This is a genomic window from Thermosyntropha sp. (genome assembly GCF_017656155.1).
Lineage (GTDB): Bacteria > Bacillota > Syntrophomonadia > Syntrophomonadales > Syntrophomonadaceae > Thermosyntropha.
In genome coordinates this window covers 52,617-75,147 of record NZ_JACDOH010000011.1, presented here as the reverse complement: position 1 = coordinate 75,147, position 22,531 = coordinate 52,617, and the positions used below count along the sequence as shown (strand labels likewise).

Below are 22,531 nucleotides of genomic sequence, written 5' to 3'. Positions count from 1 at the left end.
TTAAATCTATTTCGATTCGTAATGCTTTTTAATTCGAGAACCGTCCCCAAGTTTAAATCTGTTTCGATTCGTAAGGAGTTTTAACTTCAAAAACGCCCTAAAGTAAAAGTGAATTTTTTTCATAACGGAAAAATATTCAGGGGAATTTTTTCTGTTTAGTTTGGGAAAAGTTATGATAAATTCGAATTTTATTCTTTGGCACGGTTATTGCGATAAGTTTTTGGTAGAGATATAAATTATAATCTTATTAAATTCATGAGGGGGGATAGTCTGTAATAAGTTTTTTTATTTAATGATGAGCTTTTTGGTCTCATCTATTAATATCGTATTTTAAAAATAAAAGGAGGGTTTTAATGTCTGCTGAAACTGCTGCACGCGAAGTAAATCCAGAGATTCGTTTCCACATTGAGGACAAACCTTCATTGGTTGTTGCGCTTCCTTTAGCTATTCAGCACATTTTGGCCGCATTTGCTGGAGTTGTAGCTGTTCCGCTGGTAGTAGGTGGAGTTTTAGGGGTGCCAATTGAAGACTTGGCATTTATTGTAAGTGCTGCACTTTTTGCTTCTGGTATTGTTACTTTTATTCAGTCGCGCGGAGTAGGCCCTGTTGGGGCTAAAATGCCTGCTATTATGGGTACTAATTTTGGTTTTGTTGGTCCTTCAATTGCTGTTGGCAGTAAGTTGGGTTTAGGCGGAATATATACTGCCACTGTTATTGCCTCTCTTACTGAAATTATTTTGAGCCGCTTTATTCCTCAGCTTAGAAAATTATTTCCCCCGATTGTTACCGGTTCGGTTGTTTCTTTGATTGGTTTAACCTTGATTGCTGTAAGTATTGACTGGGCAGCAGGTGGAGTTGGGGCTCCTGATTACGGCAGTGTATCTAATTTAGGTCTTGCTTTAGCTGTATTGATTGTAGTTATTCTGTTAAATCAGTTTGGAAAAGGTATGGTAAGTGCATCTTCCATTCTTTTGGGTATAGTTTTTGGATATATTGTTGCGTTTTTTATGGGCAAACTTGATTTTAAACCGGTAGTTGATGCTGCATGGTTTTCAGTTCCAGTTCCTTTAAAATTCGGATGGCATTTTAGCTGGGCTGCTTTGCTTCCTTTTATAGTTGCTTATGTTGTTTCAGCGATCGAAAGTATTGGTGACCTTTTAGCATTAGGTGAAGCTTCCGGCAAAAAGCTTAATGATGACGAGCTTGCTGCTGGTATTCTTTGTGATGGAGTCGGAGCTGGTATTGCTGGTTTCTTTAACTCTGGTGCTACAACTACTTTCAGCCAAAATATAGGGGTTGTATCTCTTACCGGAGTTGCAAGCCGCTATGTAGTTATGTTAGCAGGGATTATTTTAGTCCTTATGGGGTTATTCCCTAAACTGGGTGCTTTGATTGCTATTATGCCTAACCCGGTTTTAGGTGGAGCCGGAATAATTATGTTTGGTATGATTGCCGGAGCTGGTTTGAATATAATTCGCCAGGAAGTGTTGACCAGAAGAAATATGCTTATAATTGCAGTTTCTTTTGGTCTCGGCCTTGGGGTAACTTTCAGACCTGATATATTGTCTCAGCTCCCTGAAGCTTTACAGATTCTGCTTTCTTCCGGTATAGTAACTGGTGCGATTGTAGCCGTTTTGCTTAATCTGGTTTTACCTAGAGATAAAGAAGTTGTTGCAGAATAAGAATTAAAGAAATAATAAAAAGCCCTCTCAGGAGGGTTTTTTTTTGTGATGATTTTAACTGGATATTATTTGTTTTTTTAGTTAAAATATCTTTGTATAAAAATTGAATATTACCTTACCGGTAACGGCCGCTAATTTGGCGGCTGTTTTAAAAGGGAAAGCGGTGAGAATCCGCTGCAGTTCCCCCTACTGTGTTAGGGACAAAACCTGCATAAGATCCACTGTATGCCTGCTTACCTTTTAAGGTGGGGGGTATATGGGAAGGCGCAGGGAGTAGGATGACCTTAAGCCAGGAGACCTGCCGGTAAGGAAGAAATCTGACTTCTGGGGATAAGAAGGGAGGAGAAAAGGATGGTGCTTAAAAAGCCGCCTAATCTGCGCTTGACCAGTTAGTCAGGCGTTTTTGTTTTTATTTTTATTTTAAGATTAGGGAGGTTGTTGATGGTGAATGTAAAATTCAAAAAAAATATTGCCTCTGTAATTTTGCTGGTTTTGTTTTTACAGCTGGGTTTTTTAGGTATAAACCCGGTTTATGCAGCCACACAGGATGAGATTAATGTTGCTCTGGATAAAGCTGCTGTTTATATAAACGCGAATTTTGCTGATTTTACTGGTGGGGAGAATGATTGGGTTAGCCTGGGCTTGCGTAAAGCAGGAAAGCTAGAGAAGATAATTTATCAAAGCCAGGAGTCTGAAAGTCCTTCTGATTATGCACGTTTTATTTTAGGAGGGCTGGCCAGGGGAGAAGATGTTGCAGAATATGTTTATAGTTTGCAGTTGATGCAGAGAGATGGGGGATATTTTAGTTCCACGGATGATGAACCTACTTTAAATCAGACTATATGGCCGGTTATTGCCCTTGATTTTGCGGAGAAAAATGGGGTTAGTGTCGATTACAATAGGACAAAAGCAGTGGAATATATCTGTTCTAAACAAGTACAGGAAGGGGATTATGCCGGTGGTTTTAATGAAAGCGGCTGGGGAATAGATATTGATTCTACTGCCCATGCGCTTATTGCTTTGGCCCCTTATAAAGGAGAGCAAATGGTAAGTGATACGGTATATAAAGCGGTAAATTTTTTGAAGGCAAAGCAAAATGATGATGCAGGGTTTGGTTTTTATATCTGGGAAGGTACAGAATATCCCAGCGAATCTCCTGATTCTATTGCGGCGGTTATTGAGGCTCTGATTGCTTTAGGAATTGACCCACAGGATGATGAATGGAAAAAAGGAGATAAAACCATGGTAGATGCCCTCTTGAAATATCAGCTTTCCTCTGGTGGATTTTATGGACCGTGGGCGCCGGAACAGGTTAACAACATGACTACCCGCAATGCCCTCTTGGCTTTAGCTGATTTAGAGGATGATAAGTCAAAGTACAGCCATCCTCTGCCTGAACTAAGCAGTTTTTATGCAACTGTGAAGGCACCTGCTCCTAAGCTTGACAGCGACTTTGAATTTGAACTTGCTCTGAATAATCCAGAAGGAGATAAAAAGGATGTTTTGACTGTAATCGGGCTTTATGAACTGAGCAGCCCGGGAAAGATGCTTTACTATCAGGCTTTGAGCAGGGAAATAGATGCATGCGAAGTGGAAAATATAAGCGGAGGGATGAGCCTGCCGGCAGAAGGGAATTATGAGGTGCGGATTATGATATGGGATAAGTGGCAGAACCCGCAATCAATTATAAGCCCATTTGTTTTTAAAGTTAAAACAGAATAAAGGAGGCAGAATTAAGTGGGTAGATTCAGAACAAACAGGCTTTTAGCCCTCCTTTTACTTGTAGGCTTTTTGTTTGTTTCGGCTCTGCCTTTGCCTGCGGCGGGAGCAGAGATAGTAAGCAGTCCGGGTGAAGTTGCGATAAAAGGAGATGCTCCGGTTTTAAGCTGGGTAAACCTTCTGGTTGAAAGGGCAGATGGCAAAAAGAGGGCATATATAGGACAGGTTTTTTCCGGTCACGACGGCAGCTACCAGTTTGAGTTTTGCCTGCCGGAAGGAGATTATAAGGCATATGTTTCGGGAACAGATTTTTCTGAGGTCATTGATTTCAAGGTGGAACAGGATTCTCCTTCTAATCCTGGCAGCGGTTCCGAAGATGGACTGGAACAAAAGGTTTTTTTGAGCATAACCGGTGATAGCAGCATGGGGCGGATTTTGGCCGAAAATGTTCCGCTTCAGGAAGGGGGGACAGTTTTAGAAGTTTTGCAGAGGGTTGCAAAATTAAAGGGAATAACTATTGAAGTGAGAGGAGGATATGTAGCAGCTATAAATGGTTTAGCGGAAAAGAAGCCAGGCTATCCAAACAGTGGATGGAAGTACAAGGTAAATGGGGTATATCCCCGGGTGTCGGCGGCAGATTATATCCTCAAGAACGGGGATGTTGTAGAATGGATTTATACCCTGGATTATACTAAAGATGCAGATGCTGCAGATTTTAAAAAACCGGAAGAAGTTGAGCTGCCGGCAGTAGAAGATAAAGTATTTGAGAAGTATCTTTCCCATATTCAAAATATAGAAAATGAAGTCTTGATTTTGAATCGTGATAAACGAATGAATGATAAAAAGGCGGAAGAGCTTTTGAAAGCTTTAGGGGCTAACATGGTGAATATAAAGAAGGAAACAGATGAAAAGGGCGGTATAATTGGAGATGGCGAAACAGCCATTAGAATTCCGAAAAAGGCTTTGAACAGCCCAGTTGAGGTGAGCATAACCGAATTGAAACCTTCAGCTCATCCGCAGAAGCTGGGGATTAAAATACTTTCTGGGGTTTATGAATTTGAGCCTTCCGGGCTTAATTTTGCTGCTTCAGCGGTTATAAGCATAAGGCTTCCGATAGAAAAAGAGTTGGATTTGAACCGGATTACCCCGGCTTTTTATGATGAAGAAAAGAACAAATGGCAGGATTTGCCGGGAATTATTGATGCAGAAGAAGGGTTGGTTTTATTCAAGGTAGAACATTTTACCAAGTTTGCGGTAATTGAGAAGATGCCTGTAAAAACCTTTGCGGATGTAGATGAAACTTTTAGCTGGGCTAAAGATGAGATTGAAGTTTTAGCAGGAATGGGCATAATAAAAGGGACAGATGAAAAAAGTTTTGAACCGGGACGAAATATAACCCGGGCTGAAATGGTGCAGCTTTTATCAAGTATTGATGCGGATAAATCATATGGAAAGCCTGTGGCTGAATTCAGCGATGTGAAAATAGGTGACTGGTATTATGAAGCAGTGCAAAATGCCTATTGGAAGGGAATTGTTAAAGGCTATCCGGACAATACCTTCCGCCCAGGACAGGATATTACTAGGCTGGAGGCTGCGGTTATGTTGTATAATTATTTAGGATTGGATGAGGAGCAGCTTGCAGGCAGTAGTGCTGTTTGGAAAGATGAAATGAATATTCCCCTCTGGGGAAGGGAAAAAGCTAAGAAGGTGTACCAGATAGGTATTATAAAAGGTTATGAAGATGAAACTTTCCGGGGAGATAAGCCTTTAACCCGGGCAGAAGCAGCAGTTATAGTTTATCGTATTTTAGAAAGTGAGCTTTGACTATCAGAAGAGGGTTTTGCCATGAGGTAAAGCCCTCAGTCTAACTAAATGAAGGGTGGTATAATGAAAAGGCGTTTAACCGTTTTAGGTTTAATTTTGATTCTGCTGTTAAGTGTTGCTGGTTGTATGGAATGGAAGGACAAACCGGCAGATGGGACGAAAAGCCTTAGAGCAAGGCTTATAGTAACTCAGGATTTTGGGAATAAGGTATTGTATGATAAAGAGGTAGAGTTTGATGAAGAAAATTCGGTTATGGAAATCTTAAAAGAAAATCTTGAGGTGGAAACTGCTTATGGAGGCGGATTTGTAAGCGCAATAAACGGGATTAAAAGCGCAGGTGATTTAAACTCCGGGGTCAGAAAAGACTGGTTTTATTATGTAAATGGCATATGTTCTGATGTTGGAGCAGGAGATATGCCGGCCCATAACGGTGATGTTATTTGGTGGGATTATCATGCTTGGGTTGCAGGCCCGGTAAATTCTGCGGTTATTGGCTGTTATCCCGAACCTTTCTGTAATGGCTACCGGGGAGAAACGAAAAAGGCGGTAATTCTTACATTCCCCGAATATCAGAAACTGGCCGAGAAACTTAAAAACAGCCTTATTGTTTTAGGGGTAAAAGAAGTTGAAATTGCAGGCATTGAAGAAGAGAGGCTTAAAAAAAGAGAAAATCCAGTTCTGGTTATAGGAGAGTGGCAGCAGCTTGAAAAAATTGGGTATCTTAACAGCTTAAATCAAGCTTACCGAAAAAATGGTTCAGGACTTCACTTTACCAAAGAAGGGATTGAAATTTTATCTCTGCAGGGAGACCCTGTAAAAACAGTTGCGATAAGTGCTGCAGCAGTAGTAGCCTTAGGAGAAGGGCTTGGCGATGAGAATCCCTGCTGGATTATAGCAGGGAATGACCAGGAAAGCTTGACCGAAGCGATTGAAATCCTCAAGTCTCCGGAAAAGATAAGATACATGTATGGGGCAGTTATAACCAGAGATAAGATTATTCGGGTACCGGCTGAATAGAGGGATTTTTATGTTTTATCAAAAAAAGGATAATCTTATATATTCTCTGCATCCAGCAGTAATGATTTTTTTAGTTTTTTCCTTTTTAGTTTTAGCTTTAGTTTTTTCGAATCCTTTACATCTCTCAGCTTTGTTTCTGGCAAGTGGGTTTATTATTATATCTTCCGGGAATTGGACGGGTTTCAAGGTTTATCTTAGGTATAGCTTTTTTATGCTCTTCATCATAGTTTTTATAAATCTTTGGTTTTCTAAGAGCGGTACTGCGATATTTATGAGCTTTAACCTAGGTAATTTTTCGGTGAAGTTTACCCTGGAGGCTTTGTTTTACGGTTTTACTATGGGTATAAGGCTTTTAACAGTTATCAGCAGCTTTGCCCTTTGGACTTTTACCGTAGACCCGGACAGGCTTGTAGATTTATGGGCAAGGGTGGGGAGAAGATCAGCAGTTATGCTTAATTTAAGTATGAGAATTTTTCCCCTTATTTTACACGATTTTAAGCGAATAGCTGAAATTCAGCAGTGCCGGGGATTAGATTACAGGGAAGGAGGTTTTGTGGACAAGATAAGAAAAGTTGGGATGCTTTCCGGCGCAGTTTTAGCTTCTTCTTTAGAGAGGTCGCTTAATATGGCAGAAGTTATGTACACGAGGGGATATGATGGAGGGGAAAGGAGTTTTTACTATCGGGATTTGTGGCGGAGGCGGGATTATATAATCCTTGCCGCAGCAGTTTCAGGATTATTTTTAAGTGGATTTTTCCTGACTGAAGGCTTGGGAAGATATGAGTTTTATCCGTTGTTGAATCCTTTGTGTTGGCAGGACTTTTTAAGTTCTCTTACGATCTTTATTATTTTCAGTATACCGGCATTTTTAGCAGAAGGTGAAAAAATATGGCTAAAATCAAAATCAGCAGTTTAACTTATACTTATCCGGAAAAAGAGGAACCTGCCCTTAAAGATATAGATTTGGAGATTAAAGAAGGAGAGTTTGTTCTGCTGATTGGGGAAAACGGAAGCGGTAAATCTTCACTTTTAAGAGCTATAGCCGGGATTATTCCCGATTTTTATCGGGGGGATTATAAGGGTGAAGTTTATATTGATAATTTGAAGGTCAGAAAGATGAAGCCGAAGGAAAAGGCCGGGAAAATCGGTTTTTTAGGGCAAGATCCGGAAAGCCAGATATTTATGACTAAAGTGGAAAAAGAACTGGTTTTTGGCATGGAAAATATTTTACTTCCTCTGCCGGTTATGCGCCGAAGGGTTGCAGAAACAGCCGCTTTTTTAAATTTAGGGGAATATATTCATGAAAGTGTGGATAAACTTTCCGGAGGAATGAAGCAGAGGCTGGCTTTAGCAGCAGTTATGGCTATGCAGCCCGAAGTTCTGCTTTTGGATGAGCCGACTTCCCAGCTTGATCCGGCATCTGCGGAGGAGATATTTAATATTTTAAAGCGGCTTAATGAGGAAAACGGAATAACGGTGGTTTTAGCCGAGCAGAGGCTGGAAAGGTGTTTGCATCTGGCAGATAGAATAATAGTTATGGACGAGGGCAAAATTTCATATATTTCTTCTGATAAAAATGAATGGGGTGCATGGATGGCTGAAAATAAAGCGTTTCTTTTGCCTCCTTTGCTGAAGCTTTTCAGCCGTTTGCCTTTTGAAAAAATCCCCTTTACGGTAAAGGAAGGGAGAAGCCTTATCGCAGATTTGCCAATAAAATGCGTTTTTTTAAAAGAAATGGGGATTAGGGGAAAAAATGCTTGTTCTCCGGTTTTGGAAATGGATAAGGTCTGGTTTACTTATTCTGGAGGAAGAGAAGTTTTGAAAAATATAAGCCTTAAGGTTTTTCCGGGCGAATTCTGGGCAGTTTTTGGGGAAAATGGGGCGGGCAAGACTACACTGCTTAAAAATATAGCCGGGCTTTTAAAGCCCCAGAGAGGCAGAATTTGTATCAAAGGGGAAAACATCCAATTTATGAAGGCTTCAGAGATTGCCAGAAAGGCCGGTTATCTTCCGCAAAATCCGGATGACTATCTGTTTTTGCCGACAGTTGAGGAAGAAATTCTTTTCAGCCTTGAAAATACAGAGAATAAAGAAGAAAAAACATCTCAGCTTATAGAAAAATTTAATCTTGAACCTTATGCTGCTGTCAATCCACGTGATTTGAGCATGGGAGAAAGGCAAAAAACCGCACTGGCTTCCATTTTAGCTTTGAATCCAGATTTGCTGCTTTTGGATGAACCTACCCGGGGGCTTGACTATTTGGCGAAGGAAGATTTGGGAAAGTGTTTGAAAATGCTATGCAGAGAAAGTAAATCTATCCTTATGGTTTCCCATGATATAGAGTTTGCTGCTGAATATGCCGATAAGGTTTTAATAATGTTTGAAGGTGAAATAGCCGCAGCCGGCAGCAAATATGAAATAATGAATAATGCTCTTTTCTATTCCCCTCAGATAAATCGCTTGTTATCCGGCAGGGTGGACAGGGTTGTAACTTTAGAAGAAGGGGACAAGGTTATTAGAGCTTTTCTAGAAGATAAGGAAGAGAAAAAATTTTCAGGAGGCTAAAGTATGTTAAGAAAGAAGTTTATTTCCTGTATTCTGATATTGACCTTCTTTTTTGCTGCAACTTATCCGGCAGGCTATCTTTATGCTGGTGACCGTCCGGTTGAAAATGCCGTTGCACGCGGAATAGCATATCTTAAAAAAGTTCAGAATGACGATGGGGGGTTTCCTTATAAAGTCGGAGGTAAAAGTGATCCGCGAACTACTGCCTGGGTAATAATAGGACTCAGTGCAGCAGGAGAAGATGTAAAGAAGAGCAAGTGGAAGAAAAAAGGAGGGACACCTCTCGATTATCTTTATAAGCATGGAGGGCAGCTTAAAAGCACAACTGATTATGCCCGTACCCTTTTAGCTTTAAGTGCAGCTGGAGCAAGTCCTGTTTACCGGGGAGAAAATCTGGCTTACAAAATAAAATCCTGGCAACAGCCGAACGGGCAGTTTGCAAGGATTGACAAAGGAGAGAAAGGTCTTATAAATGCCCATGTCTGGTCGGTATTAGCCCTGGCGTCGGCCGGAATTAAGGTGCCTAATGCTGCTAAAGCGAGAAAGTGGCTTTTAGATAGGCAAAATCCGGATGGCAGTTTTGGATGGGCAGAAGGGATTCAGGGAGACAGTGATGATACAGCAGCAGCTCTACAAGCCCTGATAGTTCTGGGAGAAAAACCAAATTCAAAGGCAGTAAAAAGAGCCTTATTATATCTTAAATCATGTCAGCAAAAAGATGGAGGTTTCAGTGGGGGATGGGCGATAAGGGAAGCTAATGCGTGTTCTGACGCCTGGGTTATTCAGGGGCTCATCGCAGCAAAACAAAACTATAAAGGTCAAACCTGGACGGTTAATAAAAAAAATGCGGTCGTTCATCTTCTTTCACTGCAGGATAGAAGTGGTGGTTTTAAATGGACTAAAAATTCGAGGAAAGCATCGGTTATTTCTACCGCCTATGCAATTCAAGCTTTATCTGAGAAGCCTTTTCCTTTGAAAAGAAAAGTGGTTGCAGCGGGAAAGACAAAAAAAGTTAAGATAGGTTTAATTTTTAATAAAATAAAAATTTGATTTGAAAGGGATTTTATATAAATGAGGGATGACAGGTGAACTGGGGATTAGCCTCCGGAATAATTGCTTTATTGGTTTTGGGTGTTTTTTTTCTTTGCCTGGGAAAACAGGAATTTTCAGCGCTTAAATTAGTTTTAATTACAACTGCGGCTGCCTTTGCGGCGGCTGGACGGGTAGCGTTTGCCCCGGTGCCGAATGTAACCCCCTCAACTTTTATAACCATGATAACCGGTTATGTCTGGGGAGTGCAGGCAGGAGCAGCGGTAGGAGTCTTGAGCGGACTTATCTCTAATTTTTTTCTGGGACAGGGCCCCTGGACTCCGTGGCAGATGATTGCCTGGGGATTATGTGGGGTTCTGGGCGGAATTGTAGGAAAAAACAGGAAAGAGTTGAATTTGTGGTTTTTTGTGCCTCTTTGTTTTATTGCTGGATATTTCTTCGGTTTTATAATGAACTTGTGGCACTGGCTTACTTTTATTTATTCGTTAAGTTTTAAGAGTTTAATCGGTGTTTATATTGCAAGCTTTCCCTTTGACACCTTTCATGCGGTAGGCAATGCTGTTTTTGCATTTTTTCTGGGAAAACCTTTTTTTAATATTTTACTTCGCTTTAAAAGGTATATAATAAATACATAAACAGGAAAAGATTGAAGGGGAGGAAGGGATATGTTCGGTTTTATCGGCAACTTCGGGCCGTGGGAGGTAGCATTTATTCTCATTATTGTGCTCATTATATTTGGTCCGGGAAAGCTTCCTCAGGTAGGAGAATCCTTGGGTAAGGCGGTGCAGGGATTTAAAAAAGCGAGAAGCGGAGAAGACGAACTTAAAGTTTCTGCCAAACAGATTCCTGAAGAAAACGGAGAAGAAGCTTGATTTTGGATGTTTGTCGGTTACTGGTTATAGCTGGGGTCTGAGGTATTAAAGTTAAATACCTTAGACCTTACTTTTTTTATATGTAGTTAATAGTTTTGTTGTAAGAATTTTTTGTTAAACTAAATATGAATATTTAAAAAGGTTTGCCAGTTCAATAGAAAAGGGTGGGATTATGAAACTGAATTTATTCGGAGTCGAAGTGGAGGTCGTCCAGGGAGATATTGCTTTTCAGCCGGATGTTGATGCTGTGGTGAATGCTGCTAATGCCTATCTTCGACCGGGTGGTGGAGTAGCAGGGGCTATTCATAGAGCGGCAGGAACAGGCTTGGAAGAAGAGTGCAGGCCATTAGCCCCGATTAAGCCTGGTGAAGCAGTTATAACTGGCGGACATAATCTTCCCAATAAATATGTTATCCACTGTTTAGGCCCAATCTATGGCATAGATGAGCCAGCAGATGAGCTCTTGGCTCTTTGTTATCGCAATGCATTAAAACTGGCAGAAGAAAATGAAATAGTTTCCATTGCTTTTCCTGCTATTTCCACAGGGGTTTTTGGCTATCCATTGGAAAAAGCGGCCAGGGTAGCCTTAAAGACTGTAAAAGAAACTGTTCCTGGTTTGAAAAAGGTTAAGTTGATTCGCTTTGTTCTTTTTGATAAAAAAGCCTTTGAAGTGCATAAAAAGGTTTTGCAGGACTTGATATAAGAAGAGGAGCTGGTAAATATTCTTATTTTATCAGGAATATTGATGGGCTATTTTTTGGGAAGCATTCCCACGGCATATATTTTAGGAAGGCTGCGGGGAATAGATGTCCGCAAACATGGCAGCGGAAATGTCGGAACTATGAATACTGCGCGGATTTTAGGCTGGAAGGAAGCAGTTATAGTTTTTATTATGGATACAGGCAAAGGAGTTGTGGCAGTTGTTTTGGCCCGCTATGTTGGGATAGATACGGGAATAGCTGTAGTATCAGCAGTTGCGGGACACATTTTTCCCCTATGGCTGAAAGGCAGAGGAGGTAAAGGATTGGCTACAGCCTTAGGCTGCATTTTGGCAGGAGGAGTTTTTTGGCCCCTGCCTGTTTTTGGATTAGGTTGGGGTATAGTTTATTGGAGATTGAAGCACAGTGATCTGGCAAACCTTACCGGAGCTCTGGCTGTACTGGGGATTACCCTTGTTTTCTTTTCTTTTTATCAGTTTTGGTGGCTGGTATTTATGAGCGGATTGCTTGTTTTAAGCCATGTCCGATCTATTTTAAATCCGGTTTTTGCTGAAGACAAAAGGAAAAGATAATTTTTTGTCGAATAACAGAGTTAGAGGGGTGGAGGGAGAAAATGGTAGTGGAGCCTAAAGCATGGGAACATTATTCGGAAGAAGAGGTTTTAGAGGCTAATAAGCTTAAATATGGGAATGAAGCCATAGTGCAGTTTTATGAGGATTTTGAAGAATCTAAGTATAGTTATAGGGAATATGATGTGGTATTCTCAGCAGTGGTTGATATGCTTATGCCGCATCTTTCTGGATCTTTAAGGGCAGTTGATATATGTGGGGGAGCGGGGAAAGGCGCATTTACTATCAAGAAATGCTGCCCGAAGGCTGAAATAACTTTGGTGGATTTATCTGAAAAAATGCTGGGTGTTGCGCGTAAAAGAGCGGCTAAGGAAGGTTTTAATGATATAAAAATGGTTTTAAGCGATGCTTACACTTTTTTAAATGGAAATAAGGAATATGATATTATAATTTTTTCTTCAGCGGTGCACCATTTTAAAGATCCAGTAAAACTTTTGGAAACAGCGGCAAGGTCTCTTTCGCCTCGAGGAGTGATAATAACCATTGCCGATCCTAATCGACTTAAATCAACCCGAAGGTATAAGTTTTTTGAGTTTTTAGCTACGGATAAGACGAATAAGAAAACGATAATAAAAAATCTTTTGAAAAACGGATTTAAAGGGAAAGACAAGCCGGATATTTTTGATGTCGCTGAATATCAGGCATATTACGGGATAGATGATTTAAAGCTGCGCAAAGACTTGGAAGAAAGTGGATTAAATGCTTTGGCTCATATTCGTTATCCGGCAGGAGAGTCTTATTTAACCAAAATAATGCCTTATTTTGGTCTATTTTGGGCTTTTAGTTTTATTTTAACTCCCAATGATAAATACAAAGGTAAAGAATGGGAATTAAAGCATAGGATAAAGCGGAGTATGCCGTTTGCAGTAGATTTAATGTAGAAAGGGATAAAATGGAGATAGGTTCTTTTAAGAGCTTATCTCCATTTATTTTGGGTAAAGAGATTTTTGCTTTATAAGCTGGTTTTTAGTTTTAGAGGATTATTAACGTTTTTTGCAGGTGTTATGAAATACTTTAAAAAATTTTTCTCATTTTAGAATTACCCTTACAATTAAGTGTACTATTCAGACAATATGCCATACAATTTATTAGAAAAAAAGAAGCCGTTCTGGTGAACGGCAATTTTGATAATTAAGGAAGGGAAAGTACAGGTTTACAATAAGGTTAATTATGAAGTTTATTGTTAATTTAAGATGTGAAGACGGGATAAAGGCAAATTAACAAGGATTTGTGAAGTTCTAGAAGCCTTTTTTAACCTTATTGCCTAACCTGATAATAATCTATGAAGTAAAGGGGGAAAAGGTGACTGAATGAAGGAAAGATATTACAAGATAGGAGAAGTATCTGAGATGTTAGGGATTGAACAGTATACTCTTCGGTATTTGGAAAGCACCCTACAGCTTAAGATAAAACGGAATGACAAGGGGGAAAGGCTTTATACAGAAGCTGATATTGATACTCTGCGGCTTATTATGCAGCTTAAAGAAAAGGGGCTTAATACTACTGCTATAAAGATGGCTTTACAAAATCTTTCGGAAAGTGAAGTTACTGATTTAGCTCCAGGGCAGAATACAAGCAATAATCTTCCCGTTGAAATTGTCTCTTTGGCCCAGAAAATTGTAGAACAGAATGATGAGCTCATTCGCATGAATAAGGAGTTGGAGAAAAGGATTGAACAGTTAGAAAAAAAAATTGAAGCACGTAATGAAGAGAGGGAGAAAAAAATTGATGAGTTTTTGCGCCTCTGGAAAGCAGAACAGGAAGGAAAAGGAAAATCATGGTTGTCCCGTTTGGTAGGAAAATAAAAAGTTTTATTTTTTGGGAGGTTTTATATCAAAAATTATTTCATCTTCTAAAAGCATAAACTGAATTATTACATCATCTTCCATAAGCAGAGTTACATGTGTTTCACTTAAGCCCAATACTTTTTTTATTTTTTTGCCTTCTGTATAGTTTGCCAGCAGATTATAGTAATCTTCCAGCATCTTATTTGTTTTTTTTATCTGCATTTTATCCCTCCTGATAATACTTTATGAATTTTTGATGGACAGGTTACTGGATTAATCTTACAGGCTTTATAATTAGGTTGATAACTGAGTTAACAGGCTGATAGGAGGGATAAAGGCGGGATAAAATAGTGGTACAGTATCTTTGTTAGAGGATAGACAAATAAAATCCGCCGGAGGAGTAAGACATTGTGCATCAGCTTGAGCTAACAACAATGTTTGAAGTTCCTCCGGCGGATTTTTGAGTGAAAACAACAACCAGTTATTAATAAGTTTACCCTTAAATCAGGACTTATTAAGCTGGTGCTGTTTTCTAGTCTTATTATGTCCATTTGAAACGAGAGTATACACAAAAATTAAAAATAAGAAAACAGCGATTGGCTTTTTATTTTAAAGGCTTGTGGTATATTGTAACTATAATTTAAAAATAGGGGGATATGTAGATGGAATTAGGAAGAAAACTGATAATCGGAAAGACTTATTTTAAAAATCGGATTGTAATGCCGCCGATGGGAACTGGACTGGCCAGTGTAAACGGAGAAGTAACTGAACAGATGATAAAATACTATGAAAAAAGGGCTCAAGGTGGAGCAGGAGCCATAATTGTGGAGATTGCCTGTGTAGATGATCCGACAGGAAGAGCCAGTTTAACCCAGCTTTGTATTGATAAACCCAGATATATTGCAGGACTTAAGGAATTAAGTGAGGTTATCAAATCGTATGACTGCCGGGCTTTTATCCAGCTGCACCATGCAGGAAGGCAAACTAACCTTGCGGTTACTGGAGGAAGGAAGCCGGTAGCCCCTTCTCCTATTCCCTGCAAGTTTATGAGAACAGAACCGGCTGAGCTTGATAGAGAAGGCATAGAAAGAATTAAGCGCAAGTTTGTAACAGCAGCTGTTTATGCAGCTAAGGCAGGTTTTGACGGAGTAGAACTACATGCTGCCCACGGCTATCTTTTGAGTCAATTTTTGTCTCCATATACCAATAAAAGAGAGGATGAATATGGAGGCAGTTTGGCAGGACGTACCAAGATAGTAAGCGATATTATTAAGGACATAAAAAGAATTGTTCCTGAACTTTTAGTTTCGGTGCGTTTTAATATAGCTGATTTTGTTCCCGGAGGATTGGAAGTGGAAGAAGGGATAGAGATTGCTAAAGTTTTGGAAAAAGCGGGAGCAGATATATTAAATGTTTCCTGCGGAATATATGAATCCGGACAAACGTCGATAGAGACTGCCTCTTTTAGTGAGGGGTGGCGTATGAAGATGGTAAAAAAGGTCAAAGAAAATACAGGAGTTCTAGTTTTAGGAGGGGGAAATATCAGGGATCCTCATATGGCAGATTGCTTTGTAAAAGAAGGGTATGCGGATCTAATTTGGGTCGGAAGAGGAATGTTGGCTGATCCTTTTTGGGCTCATAAGGCTTTAAGAGGGCAGAAAGAAAATATAAGGCCGTGTATATCATGCAATACCTGTATAAACAGCATTAATAATGGTTTACATATAAGATGTGCGGTGAATCCGCAAACCGGCAGAGAAGCACGATTTGAAAAAAATGTGAAGCTTAATGGAATAAAAGTCTTGGTGGTGGGTGGAGGCCCGGCCGGAATGAAGACTGCTGTCAATTTGAAGCAGGCAGGTTGTCAGGTAATTTTGCTGGAAAAAGAAGAAAAGCTGGGGGGCAGGCTTAATATAGCCTCAAAACCGCCTCATAAAGATAAAATTAACCGCTTAGTTTGCTATTTGGAACAAAAAATTTTAAATGCAGGGGTCGAAGTCCGTTTTAATACTGAATATAGTGAATCAATAAAAAAAGAGATAAACCCTGATGTTATAATATGGGCAGCTGGAGCAGAAGAGTTCCTACCTTATATCCCCGGATTAAATACTATTGATTATGTCAGCATGGAGGAAGTTTTGTCCGAAAAGGTAACCATTAAAGGCGAAAAGGTTTTGATTATAGGGGGCGGAAGCAGCGGGTGTGAACTGGCCGATTATCTGGCTGAATATGATAATGAGGTTATTATTGTAGAAAAGGATAAAGAGCTGGCCAGGGGTTTGGAGAATATGACCAGGCTGGAACTTTTGCTCAGGTTGAAACGGAAAAAGGTAAAGATGGTTAAAAACAGCGAGATTGAAGTTATAGATGGAGACAAGGCAGTTTTAAAATCAGGAGAGAGAATAGAAGGAGTAAGCCGGGTGATATTTGCTTGTGGTTATAAGCCTGGTAATATTATTGAGAATGAAGTTGATGAACTCCTTAAAATTTATGTTATAGGTGATGCTAAAAAACCAAGAGATATAGCTTCAGCTCTTTATGAAGCCGATTTTTTGGTATATGATTTATATAGCTATGTAAATAAAGAGAACTGGGAATAGGAGTGTAGATATGCTGCAGATTTCTTTACCGGGAAGAGATAAAACTTTAGAAATTAAGAATTTGTTGTTAGATTTGAATGGTACTTTAGCTGTAAACGGGGTTTTAATTCCAGGGGTTAAAGAAAGGATAGATGCCCTTAAAAGCAAAATTTCCATATATTTGCTTACCGCAGATACCTTTGGCAGTGGAAAAAGAGTAGCTGAAGAGCTGGGAATTGAAGTATTTAAAGTGGGAGAAATAGGCGGAAGACAGGACAAGCTCGACTTTTTGAAGTCCTTAGGAAGCGATAAGACAGCAGCAATAGGAAATGGATATAATGATGTTTTGATGCTTAAAGAGGCCGCTCTTTCTATCGCTGTTATAGAGGGGGAAGGTTGTGCAGTAGAAGTTTTGCTTAATGCGGATATAGCTGTCAATAATATAAATGACGCTTTGGATCTTTTGATAAATCCGGTTCGCATAGTTGCTACATTGAGATCCTGAAAAGAAAGAACCCAAAAAAAAAACAAAAAGGAGATTTGACTTGTAAGTTAAGAAGGTTTTATTTAAAATTGAGTTAAAATAAAAAATATCATGGCGAAAAGTTAAAAATTGCTGGCCAATATTAAAGAGAATGAGATTTCAGCTTTAATAAGCCAGCTCCTGAAAGGTTTTTTCAGGGGCTGGCTTGTGTTTATTTAGAGCTGTAAAAGGGATGTTTAAGAATTTAAGGTTTATTTATTTTATAAGTCGAATTATTAACATAATTTTAACATTAATAAAATTTGTTAATGTATTATAATTAGTTACAAAAAAACCTGTATAATAACAAAAAGGGAATTTTTTTATTAAAAATTTTAGTCATTGAAATGTAGCGAGACAATTTTTGATTTTGTATTTTATTAAAAGGTTTACAATAGAGATAGGTTTAACAAAAACGACGCTGAATTTGTAAAAGGAAGGAGAGTATTTCATGGAAGCAGTTACGAGGATTGGCCCACTTACTGAAGATGACCGCAGGTTAATTGAAAAGCTGGAAAAGGAAGCAGGCACTGATATTAATCTTTGTTATCAGTGCGGCAAGTGTTCTGCAGGTTGTCCGGTCAGCTTTGCAATGGACTACACTCCCCGGCAGGTAATAAGGCTTTTACAGCTAGGACTGATTGATGAGGCTTTAGGTGCAGAGAGCATATGGATATGTGCTACTTGCGAGACCTGTTCGGAGCGGTGCCCGCGAGGAGTAGATATAGCATCTTTAATGGATACACTGCGCAGGGAAGCTTTAAGACGTGGAAAAGTTGCAGATAAGAAGGTAGCTTTATTTAATAAAGCCTTTTTAAATACAGTGAAGAAATATGGACGGTCTTATGAGGCTGGAATTTTACTTTATCATAACCTTTCTACCCGGCAATTTTTTAAAGATGCTGAACTCGGTTTACCCATGATGAAGCGTGGTAAAGCAAGTCCTTTTCCAGAAAAGATTAAAGGAAGGGATGAAATGGCCAAAATTTTTGCCAGGGCTTTAGAGGCAGGGAGGGAATAAAAGATGAAGCTCGCATATTATCCGGGATGTTCATTGGATGGTAGTGCAGTTGAATATGGACTTTCTACCGAAAGGGTTGCCCGAATATTAGGGGTTGAACTGAAGGAGATAGATGACTGGAACTGCTGTGGAGCTACTGCCGGACATAATACGGACAAGCTTTTGTCCTTGGCTTTGCCGGCAAGGAACTTGGCTTTGGCTGAAAAAGAAGGACTCGATGTTTTAGCTCCATGTGCTGCCTGTTATAACCGGTTTAAAGCAACTGAACATGCGGTGAGGGAAGATGCAGGATTAAAAGCCAGGATAGAATATATTATCGATATGTCTTACAGTGCAAGCAACAATACGATTTCGGTTTTGGAATGGATTAAAAGGCTGGGAATAGATAACCTCAAAGCTAAAGTTACCAATTCTTTAAAAGGAATGAAGGCTGCCTGTTATTATGGATGTTTGCTGGTGCGTCCGTCAAGCCATACCGGGTTTGATGATCCGGAAAATCCACAGAGTATGGATGAAATAATAAAAGCATTAGGAGCTGAAACGGTCGATTGGGCTTATAAAACGGAATGTTGTGGGGCTGCTTTGGCTACTTCCCGTCCGGAGATAGGCGGGAAAATGATATATGAAATTTTGCAGAATGTTAAAGAGGCGGGAGCAGAATGTATAGTTACTGCCTGTCCTTTGTGCATGATGAATCTGGATATGAGGCAGGGGCAGGTGGAAAAAAGGTTTAGCCAAGGGTTTAATATACCGGTTTATTATGTGACTGAGCTTGTTGCGGTTGCCTGTGGAGATGACCCCAAAACGGTAGGCATCCATAAACATTTTGTAGAAGCTGTTTCCTATCTTAAAGGATTACCAGCTAAAGCAAAGGCTATGGAAGAAGAAGAGGCCAAAGCTAAACCTGCTGCTAAAACTAAAAGAGCTGAAGGGGAAAAACCATCTGATAATTCAGAAGACATACAGAAAAAAATCGATGCTATCCTGAAAGGATTGGAGAAAAATCCGGAAAAAGTAGTATCTAAACTGATAGAAGATGGAGAGAAAGTTAATATTCTGGCAGATGTAATAAAAAATGATGAAAAGAAACGGGTTAAGCTGGCTGAGGTAATGGCTCAGGATAAAGAAAAAGCCATCAAGGTAGCAGAAGCTTTAATAGTCGGAGAGATGAAAAAGCGGGAGAAATCATCGAATTAGAAGCGATAGCTTGTCTTAAGGAGGGAAAAGGAGAATGAAAAAAAGGGTTGGGGTTTTTGTTTGCGACTGTGGGACTAACATTGCCTCAGTAGTTGATACTGAAGAGGTTGCCAAATATGCGGCAGATTTGCCAGGGGTAGTCTTTTCAACTACTTATAAGTATATGTGTTCTGACCCCGGGCAGGAAATGGTCAAGAAGGCTATAAAGGAACATGGCCTGGAGCAGGTAGTGGTTGCATCCTGTTCCCCGCGTATGCATGAAAAGACCTTTCGCAAAGCGGTAGAACAGGGCGGAATAAATGGATACCTTTTTGAAATGGTTAATATTCGGGAACAGGATTCCTGGGTTCATCACGATCGCAAAGAAGCCACCAAAAAAGCTAAAGACTTGGTAAGAATGGCGGTAAGCAAGGTTTTGCGCAATAAACCTCTTAATATTTCCCATATACCCATAACTAAAAAAGCCTTGGTAATAGGTGGAGGAATTGCCGGAATGCAGGCTGCTTTAGACATAGCCGAGGCAGGTTATCCGGTTGTTTTGGTGGAAAAGGAAGCTACTATCGGCGGTAAAATGACTCAGCTTGACAAGACTTTCCCGACTATGGACTGTGCAGCCTGAATAGCTACTCCGAAGATGGTTGCTGTGGCACAGCACCCTAATATTGAAATTATTACTTATGCGGAAGTAACCGATGTTGCAGGGTATATCGGCAATTTTAAGGTAACGATTAAAAAGAAGCCTAAGTATGTAGATTGGGATTTATGCACCGGATGTGGCACCTGTATAGAAAAATGCCCGACTAAAAAAGTTCCTGATCCCTTTGAATTGGGTTTAGGTTTAACTACTGCCATTCGCAAGGTTTATCCTCAGGCAGTGCCGGGCAAGGTTTTTATTGATGCAGAGCACTGTCGGAAACTTAAGGAAGATAAATGCGGAGTATGTGAAAAGATTTGTCCTACTAAAGCTATCCGATTTGATGATAAAGAAGAATATATTACTGTTGATGTTGGAGCTATTGTAATGGCTACCGGATATGATCTTTTCAAATGGGAAGAAGTTTACGGAGAATATGGCTATGGCAAGTATCCAGATGTAATAACAAGCCTGCAGTTTGAACGTTTGTCCAGCGCAGGAGGACCGACCGGAGGTAAGATAAAACGTCCTTCGGATGGTAAGGAACCAAAGCGGGTAGCTTTCATCAAGTGTGTAGGCTCCAGGGATGATACAAAAGGTAAAGGATATTGTTCGCGTGCCTGCTGTATGTATACTGCTAAACATGCTTATCAGGTAAAGGACAAGATTCCGGACAGTGAAGCTTATGTTTTCTATATGGATGTGCGGACGGCTGGTAAAAATTATGAAGAATTTTATCAGCGTTCGCTAAATGCAGGAGCTAAATATATACGCGGAAGGGTAAGCAAGATTTATCAGCGTGGTGAAAGCTTGGTCTTAAAGGCAGAAGACTCGCTTTTAGGACGTCCTATTGAAGTTGAAGTTGATTTGGTAGTTTTGGCTACTGCTATGGTTCCTTCTGAAGGAGCTCAGGAATTGGCCAAGATAATAGGTTTTTCAGTAGATAAAGACGGTTTTTATCAGGAAGCTCATCCTAAATTGCAACCTGTAGAAACTTTTGCTGCCGGGGTATATTTGGCAGGTGCCTGTCAGGGTCCTAAAGATATACCGGATACAGTAGCCCAGGCCAGCGGTGCGGCAGCAAAGGTATGCGGACTCTTTGCCCATGATATGCTGGCTACTGAACCTATGGTTTCAGAAGTCGATATAAGCAAGTGTTCGGGCTGCGGATTCTGTGTTCCGATTTGTCCGTATAAGGCTATTTCTCTGGTAGAGATAACTGAAAGAGGACATCACGGACCAGTAAAAAGACAGGTAGCCCAGGTGAACGGAAGCCTGTGTCAGGGATGTGGAGCCTGTGTACCTGCATGTCGAACGGCTGCACTTAATTTGAAAGGGTTTACTGATGAGCAATTAGTAGCGGAGGTGGATGCGCTGTGTCTATAGATAATAATAGCTGGGAACCGAAAATAATAGTTTTTGCCTGCAACTGGTGCACCTATGCGGCGGCCGACCTGGCTGGGCTTAATCACCTGGAATATCCGGCGCAGATCCGGATTATAAGAACACCATGTTCAGGACGCATGGATCCTATGCTGGTTTTAAGAGCTTTTAACCGGGGAGCAGATGGAGTGCTTCTCTCCGGATGACACCCGGGCGAATGCCACTATGGTAGTGGCAATTATTATAATCGTCGCCGGCATACGGTGATGAAAAGCCTCATGGAGTATTTCGGGATAGAACCGGAAAGATATCAGACAGCGTGGATTTCGGGAGCAGAAGGGATTAAATTTAGGGATACCATGGAAAAGCTGGTTAATGATGTTTTAAAATTAGGACCTAACAGAAAGCTGAGGGATGTAAGATGAAGGAAATAACTGCCAAGATTCAAGAAACTGCAGCCCGGCTCCTTGAAAGCGGTCAGGTAGATATCTTTATTGGATGGCAGAAGGGTGAATTTGAATATAATACTAAACCGTTTTTTGCCCATAATGTTGAAGAGGCAAAAAATCTGGTTTTTGATGAGTATTCTATTCATAATTTAAGCAACTATCTCTTAAAATTTCGGGATGGTCATGAAAAAATAGGCATCGTAGTGAAGGGCTGTGATTCTAGAGGTATTGTTCGCCTTTTGCAGGATAACCAGTTTAAAAGGGATCGTTTGTATATAGTGGGTGTCCCCTGCCCTGGCATGAAGGATCCTCTTAAGCGGATGTATGAGGATTCTGGTTTTGCGGTAAAGAAGCCGGCTGATTCTGAAATGGCTGAAAAATGCCGCCACTGCATTCAGCCTAATCCGGTTATATATGATGAACTTATTGGCGAAGAAAAACCCCCTTTGCTTAAAGGGGAAAGATTTAAAGAAATAAAGGAATTAGAGGCTAAATCTTATGATGAAAGATATGCTTTTTTTGAAAAGGTTTTATCTACCTGTATTCGCTGTTATGCATGCAGACAGGTTTGTGTTGCCTGTAACTGCCGCACCTGTATCTTTGATGAAACCAAGCCGCAGTGGGTAGGCAGGGAAACTAACGTAAGTGATAATATGATGTATCACGTTGTGCGAGCTTCCCATATGGCGGGAAGGTGCATAGAATGCGGAGAATGTGAGAGGGTATGTCCGGTTGATATTCCGCTTATGCTTATTAACCGCAAGCTTATAAAAGATGTAGCTGAATTTTTCGGGCCTTATGAAGCAGGAATTGTATATGAAGAGGGTGCTAAACCGCCGCTCAGCATGTACAAAGAAGATGATCCGGATGATTTTATATAA

At 40.2% G+C, this 22,531-nt stretch carries 21 protein-coding genes and 1 riboswitch; of the genes, 20 read left to right on the top strand and 1 reads right to left on the bottom strand.

What is annotated here, in order from left to right; translation table 11 throughout:
* The first annotated feature begins 353 nt into the window (after positions 1 to 353).
* The 13 genes from H0Z36_RS10000 to H0Z36_RS09940 all read left to right on the top strand — a co-directional run bounded on the left by H0Z36_RS10000 (position 354) and on the right by H0Z36_RS09940 (position 13,882).
* A complete protein-coding gene (locus H0Z36_RS10000; protein ID WP_296865973.1) occupies positions 354 to 1,682 on the top strand; it encodes a nucleobase:cation symporter-2 family protein in 1,329 nt (442 codons plus the stop codon).
* 102 nt (positions 1,683 to 1,784) lie between these two features.
* Positions 1,785 to 2,003, top strand: a riboswitch (cobalamin riboswitch).
* Between the two features lie 120 nt (positions 2,004 to 2,123).
* Entirely contained in the window at positions 2,124 to 3,404 is a 1,281-nt protein-coding gene (locus tag H0Z36_RS09995; protein ID WP_296865971.1) for a prenyltransferase/squalene oxidase repeat-containing protein, read from the top strand.
* A gap of 15 nt (positions 3,405 to 3,419) precedes the next feature.
* On the top strand, positions 3,420 to 5,225 hold the full coding sequence (locus H0Z36_RS09990; protein ID WP_296865969.1) for an S-layer homology domain-containing protein: 1,806 nt from the start codon (positions 3,420 to 3,422) through the stop codon (positions 5,223 to 5,225).
* Positions 5,226 to 5,288: 63 nt separating this feature from the next.
* Positions 5,289 to 6,242, top strand: coding sequence for a DUF4430 domain-containing protein (locus H0Z36_RS09985; RefSeq protein ID WP_296865968.1), 954 nt, complete (start codon positions 5,289 to 5,291; stop codon positions 6,240 to 6,242).
* 10 nt (positions 6,243 to 6,252) lie between these two features.
* Entirely contained in the window at positions 6,253 to 7,158 is a 906-nt protein-coding gene (locus tag H0Z36_RS09980) for an energy-coupling factor transporter transmembrane component T (protein ID WP_296865967.1), read from the top strand.
* Positions 7,131 to 8,807 carry an ABC transporter ATP-binding protein gene (locus H0Z36_RS09975; RefSeq protein WP_296865966.1) on the top strand — a complete coding sequence of 559 codons (1,677 nt, stop codon included), beginning with the start codon at positions 7,131 to 7,133 and terminating at the stop codon, positions 8,805 to 8,807. Before H0Z36_RS09980 ends, H0Z36_RS09975 begins: the two co-directional genes overlap by 28 nt.
* A 3-nt stretch (positions 8,808 to 8,810) precedes the next feature.
* A complete protein-coding gene (locus tag H0Z36_RS09970) occupies positions 8,811 to 9,857 on the top strand; it encodes a prenyltransferase/squalene oxidase repeat-containing protein (RefSeq protein ID WP_296865965.1) in 1,047 nt (348 codons plus the stop codon).
* A 35-nt stretch (positions 9,858 to 9,892) separates the two neighbouring features.
* Positions 9,893 to 10,492 (top strand): ECF transporter S component, encoded by a 600-nt coding sequence (locus H0Z36_RS09965; protein ID WP_296865964.1) that lies wholly within the window; start codon positions 9,893 to 9,895, stop codon positions 10,490 to 10,492.
* A 30-nt stretch (positions 10,493 to 10,522) separates the two neighbouring features.
* A complete protein-coding gene (gene tatA / locus H0Z36_RS09960) occupies positions 10,523 to 10,729 on the top strand; it encodes a twin-arginine translocase TatA/TatE family subunit (RefSeq protein WP_296865963.1) in 207 nt (68 codons plus the stop codon).
* Between the two features lie 172 nt (positions 10,730 to 10,901).
* Positions 10,902 to 11,432, top strand: coding sequence for a macro domain-containing protein (locus H0Z36_RS09955; protein WP_296865962.1), 531 nt, complete (start codon positions 10,902 to 10,904; stop codon positions 11,430 to 11,432).
* Positions 11,433 to 11,474: 42 nt separating this feature from the next.
* Complete coding sequence (locus tag H0Z36_RS09950) at positions 11,475 to 12,020, top strand: glycerol-3-phosphate acyltransferase (RefSeq protein ID WP_296865977.1); 546 nt, start codon at positions 11,475 to 11,477, stop codon at positions 12,018 to 12,020.
* A 41-nt stretch (positions 12,021 to 12,061) separates the two neighbouring features.
* Positions 12,062 to 12,958, top strand: coding sequence for a class I SAM-dependent methyltransferase (locus H0Z36_RS09945; protein WP_296865961.1), 897 nt, complete (start codon positions 12,062 to 12,064; stop codon positions 12,956 to 12,958).
* Positions 12,959 to 13,387: 429 nt separating this feature from the next.
* Entirely contained in the window at positions 13,388 to 13,882 is a 495-nt protein-coding gene (locus H0Z36_RS09940; protein WP_296865960.1) for a MerR family transcriptional regulator, read from the top strand.
* Between the two features lie 6 nt (positions 13,883 to 13,888).
* On the opposite strand, the gene H0Z36_RS09935 is transcribed toward H0Z36_RS09940, so the two are convergent.
* Positions 13,889 to 14,086 (bottom strand): hypothetical protein, encoded by a 198-nt coding sequence (locus tag H0Z36_RS09935; protein WP_296865958.1) that lies wholly within the window; start codon positions 14,084 to 14,086, stop codon positions 13,889 to 13,891.
* A gap of 440 nt (positions 14,087 to 14,526) precedes the next feature.
* Between H0Z36_RS09935 and H0Z36_RS09930 the strand changes: the two genes are divergently transcribed.
* From H0Z36_RS09930 to H0Z36_RS09900, 7 genes are all read left to right on the top strand, one after another.
* Positions 14,527 to 16,464, top strand: coding sequence for an FAD-dependent oxidoreductase (locus H0Z36_RS09930; RefSeq protein ID WP_296865956.1), 1,938 nt, complete (start codon positions 14,527 to 14,529; stop codon positions 16,462 to 16,464).
* 10 nt (positions 16,465 to 16,474) lie between these two features.
* On the top strand, positions 16,475 to 16,948 hold the full coding sequence (locus H0Z36_RS09925) for an HAD family hydrolase (RefSeq protein ID WP_296865955.1): 474 nt from the start codon (positions 16,475 to 16,477) through the stop codon (positions 16,946 to 16,948).
* Between the two features lie 469 nt (positions 16,949 to 17,417).
* Positions 17,418 to 17,987, top strand: coding sequence for a 4Fe-4S dicluster domain-containing protein (locus H0Z36_RS09920; protein ID WP_296865953.1), 570 nt, complete (start codon positions 17,418 to 17,420; stop codon positions 17,985 to 17,987).
* A gap of 3 nt (positions 17,988 to 17,990) precedes the next feature.
* Positions 17,991 to 19,184 carry a CoB--CoM heterodisulfide reductase iron-sulfur subunit B family protein gene (locus tag H0Z36_RS09915; protein WP_296865952.1) on the top strand — a complete coding sequence of 398 codons (1,194 nt, stop codon included), beginning with the start codon at positions 17,991 to 17,993 and terminating at the stop codon, positions 19,182 to 19,184.
* Positions 19,185 to 19,218: 34 nt separating this feature from the next.
* Positions 19,219 to 21,204, top strand: coding sequence for a CoB--CoM heterodisulfide reductase iron-sulfur subunit A family protein (locus tag H0Z36_RS09910; protein WP_296865950.1), 1,986 nt, complete (start codon positions 19,219 to 19,221; stop codon positions 21,202 to 21,204).
* On the top strand, positions 21,195 to 21,626 hold the full coding sequence (locus tag H0Z36_RS09905; RefSeq protein WP_296865948.1) for a hydrogenase iron-sulfur subunit: 432 nt from the start codon (positions 21,195 to 21,197) through the stop codon (positions 21,624 to 21,626). The genes H0Z36_RS09910 and H0Z36_RS09905 overlap by 10 nt, the downstream gene beginning before the upstream one ends.
* Positions 21,623 to 22,531: a 4Fe-4S dicluster domain-containing protein gene (locus tag H0Z36_RS09900; RefSeq protein ID WP_296865946.1), complete on the top strand. Its 909-nt coding sequence runs from the start codon at positions 21,623 to 21,625 to the stop codon at positions 22,529 to 22,531. The genes H0Z36_RS09905 and H0Z36_RS09900 overlap by 4 nt, the downstream gene beginning before the upstream one ends.

What these genes read in the sequence shown, in the direction of transcription:
- H0Z36_RS09970 (WP_296865965.1), top strand. Translation starts at nt 8,811, where the DNA reads ATGTTAAGAAAGAAGTTTATTTCCTGTATTCTGATATTGACCTTCTTT.
- H0Z36_RS09925 (WP_296865955.1), top strand. Translation starts at nt 16,475, where the DNA reads ATGCTGCAGATTTCTTTACCGGGAAGAGATAAAACTTTAGAAATTAAG.
- H0Z36_RS09945 (WP_296865961.1), top strand. Translation starts at nt 12,062, where the DNA reads ATGGTAGTGGAGCCTAAAGCATGGGAACATTATTCGGAAGAAGAGGTT.
- H0Z36_RS10000 (WP_296865973.1), top strand. Translation starts at nt 354, where the DNA reads ATGTCTGCTGAAACTGCTGCACGCGAAGTAAATCCAGAGATTCGTTTC.
- H0Z36_RS09940 (WP_296865960.1), top strand. Translation starts at nt 13,388, where the DNA reads ATGAAGGAAAGATATTACAAGATAGGAGAAGTATCTGAGATGTTAGGG.
- H0Z36_RS09955 (WP_296865962.1), top strand. Translation starts at nt 10,902, where the DNA reads ATGAAACTGAATTTATTCGGAGTCGAAGTGGAGGTCGTCCAGGGAGAT.
- H0Z36_RS09995 (WP_296865971.1), top strand. Translation starts at nt 2,124, where the DNA reads ATGGTGAATGTAAAATTCAAAAAAAATATTGCCTCTGTAATTTTGCTG.
- H0Z36_RS09900 (WP_296865946.1), top strand. Translation starts at nt 21,623, where the DNA reads ATGAAGGAAATAACTGCCAAGATTCAAGAAACTGCAGCCCGGCTCCTT.
- H0Z36_RS09930 (WP_296865956.1), top strand. Translation starts at nt 14,527, where the DNA reads ATGGAATTAGGAAGAAAACTGATAATCGGAAAGACTTATTTTAAAAAT.
- H0Z36_RS09950 (WP_296865977.1), top strand. Translation starts at nt 11,475, where the DNA reads ATGGGCTATTTTTTGGGAAGCATTCCCACGGCATATATTTTAGGAAGG.
- H0Z36_RS09935 (WP_296865958.1), bottom strand. Translation starts at nt 14,086, where the DNA reads ATGCAGATAAAAAAAACAAATAAGATGCTGGAAGATTACTATAATCTG.
- H0Z36_RS09980 (WP_296865967.1), top strand. Translation starts at nt 6,253, where the DNA reads ATGTTTTATCAAAAAAAGGATAATCTTATATATTCTCTGCATCCAGCA.
- tatA (WP_296865963.1), top strand. Translation starts at nt 10,523, where the DNA reads ATGTTCGGTTTTATCGGCAACTTCGGGCCGTGGGAGGTAGCATTTATT.
- H0Z36_RS09975 (WP_296865966.1), top strand. Translation starts at nt 7,131, where the DNA reads ATGGCTAAAATCAAAATCAGCAGTTTAACTTATACTTATCCGGAAAAA.
- H0Z36_RS09920 (WP_296865953.1), top strand. Translation starts at nt 17,418, where the DNA reads ATGGAAGCAGTTACGAGGATTGGCCCACTTACTGAAGATGACCGCAGG.
- H0Z36_RS09985 (WP_296865968.1), top strand. Translation starts at nt 5,289, where the DNA reads ATGAAAAGGCGTTTAACCGTTTTAGGTTTAATTTTGATTCTGCTGTTA.
- H0Z36_RS09915 (WP_296865952.1), top strand. Translation starts at nt 17,991, where the DNA reads ATGAAGCTCGCATATTATCCGGGATGTTCATTGGATGGTAGTGCAGTT.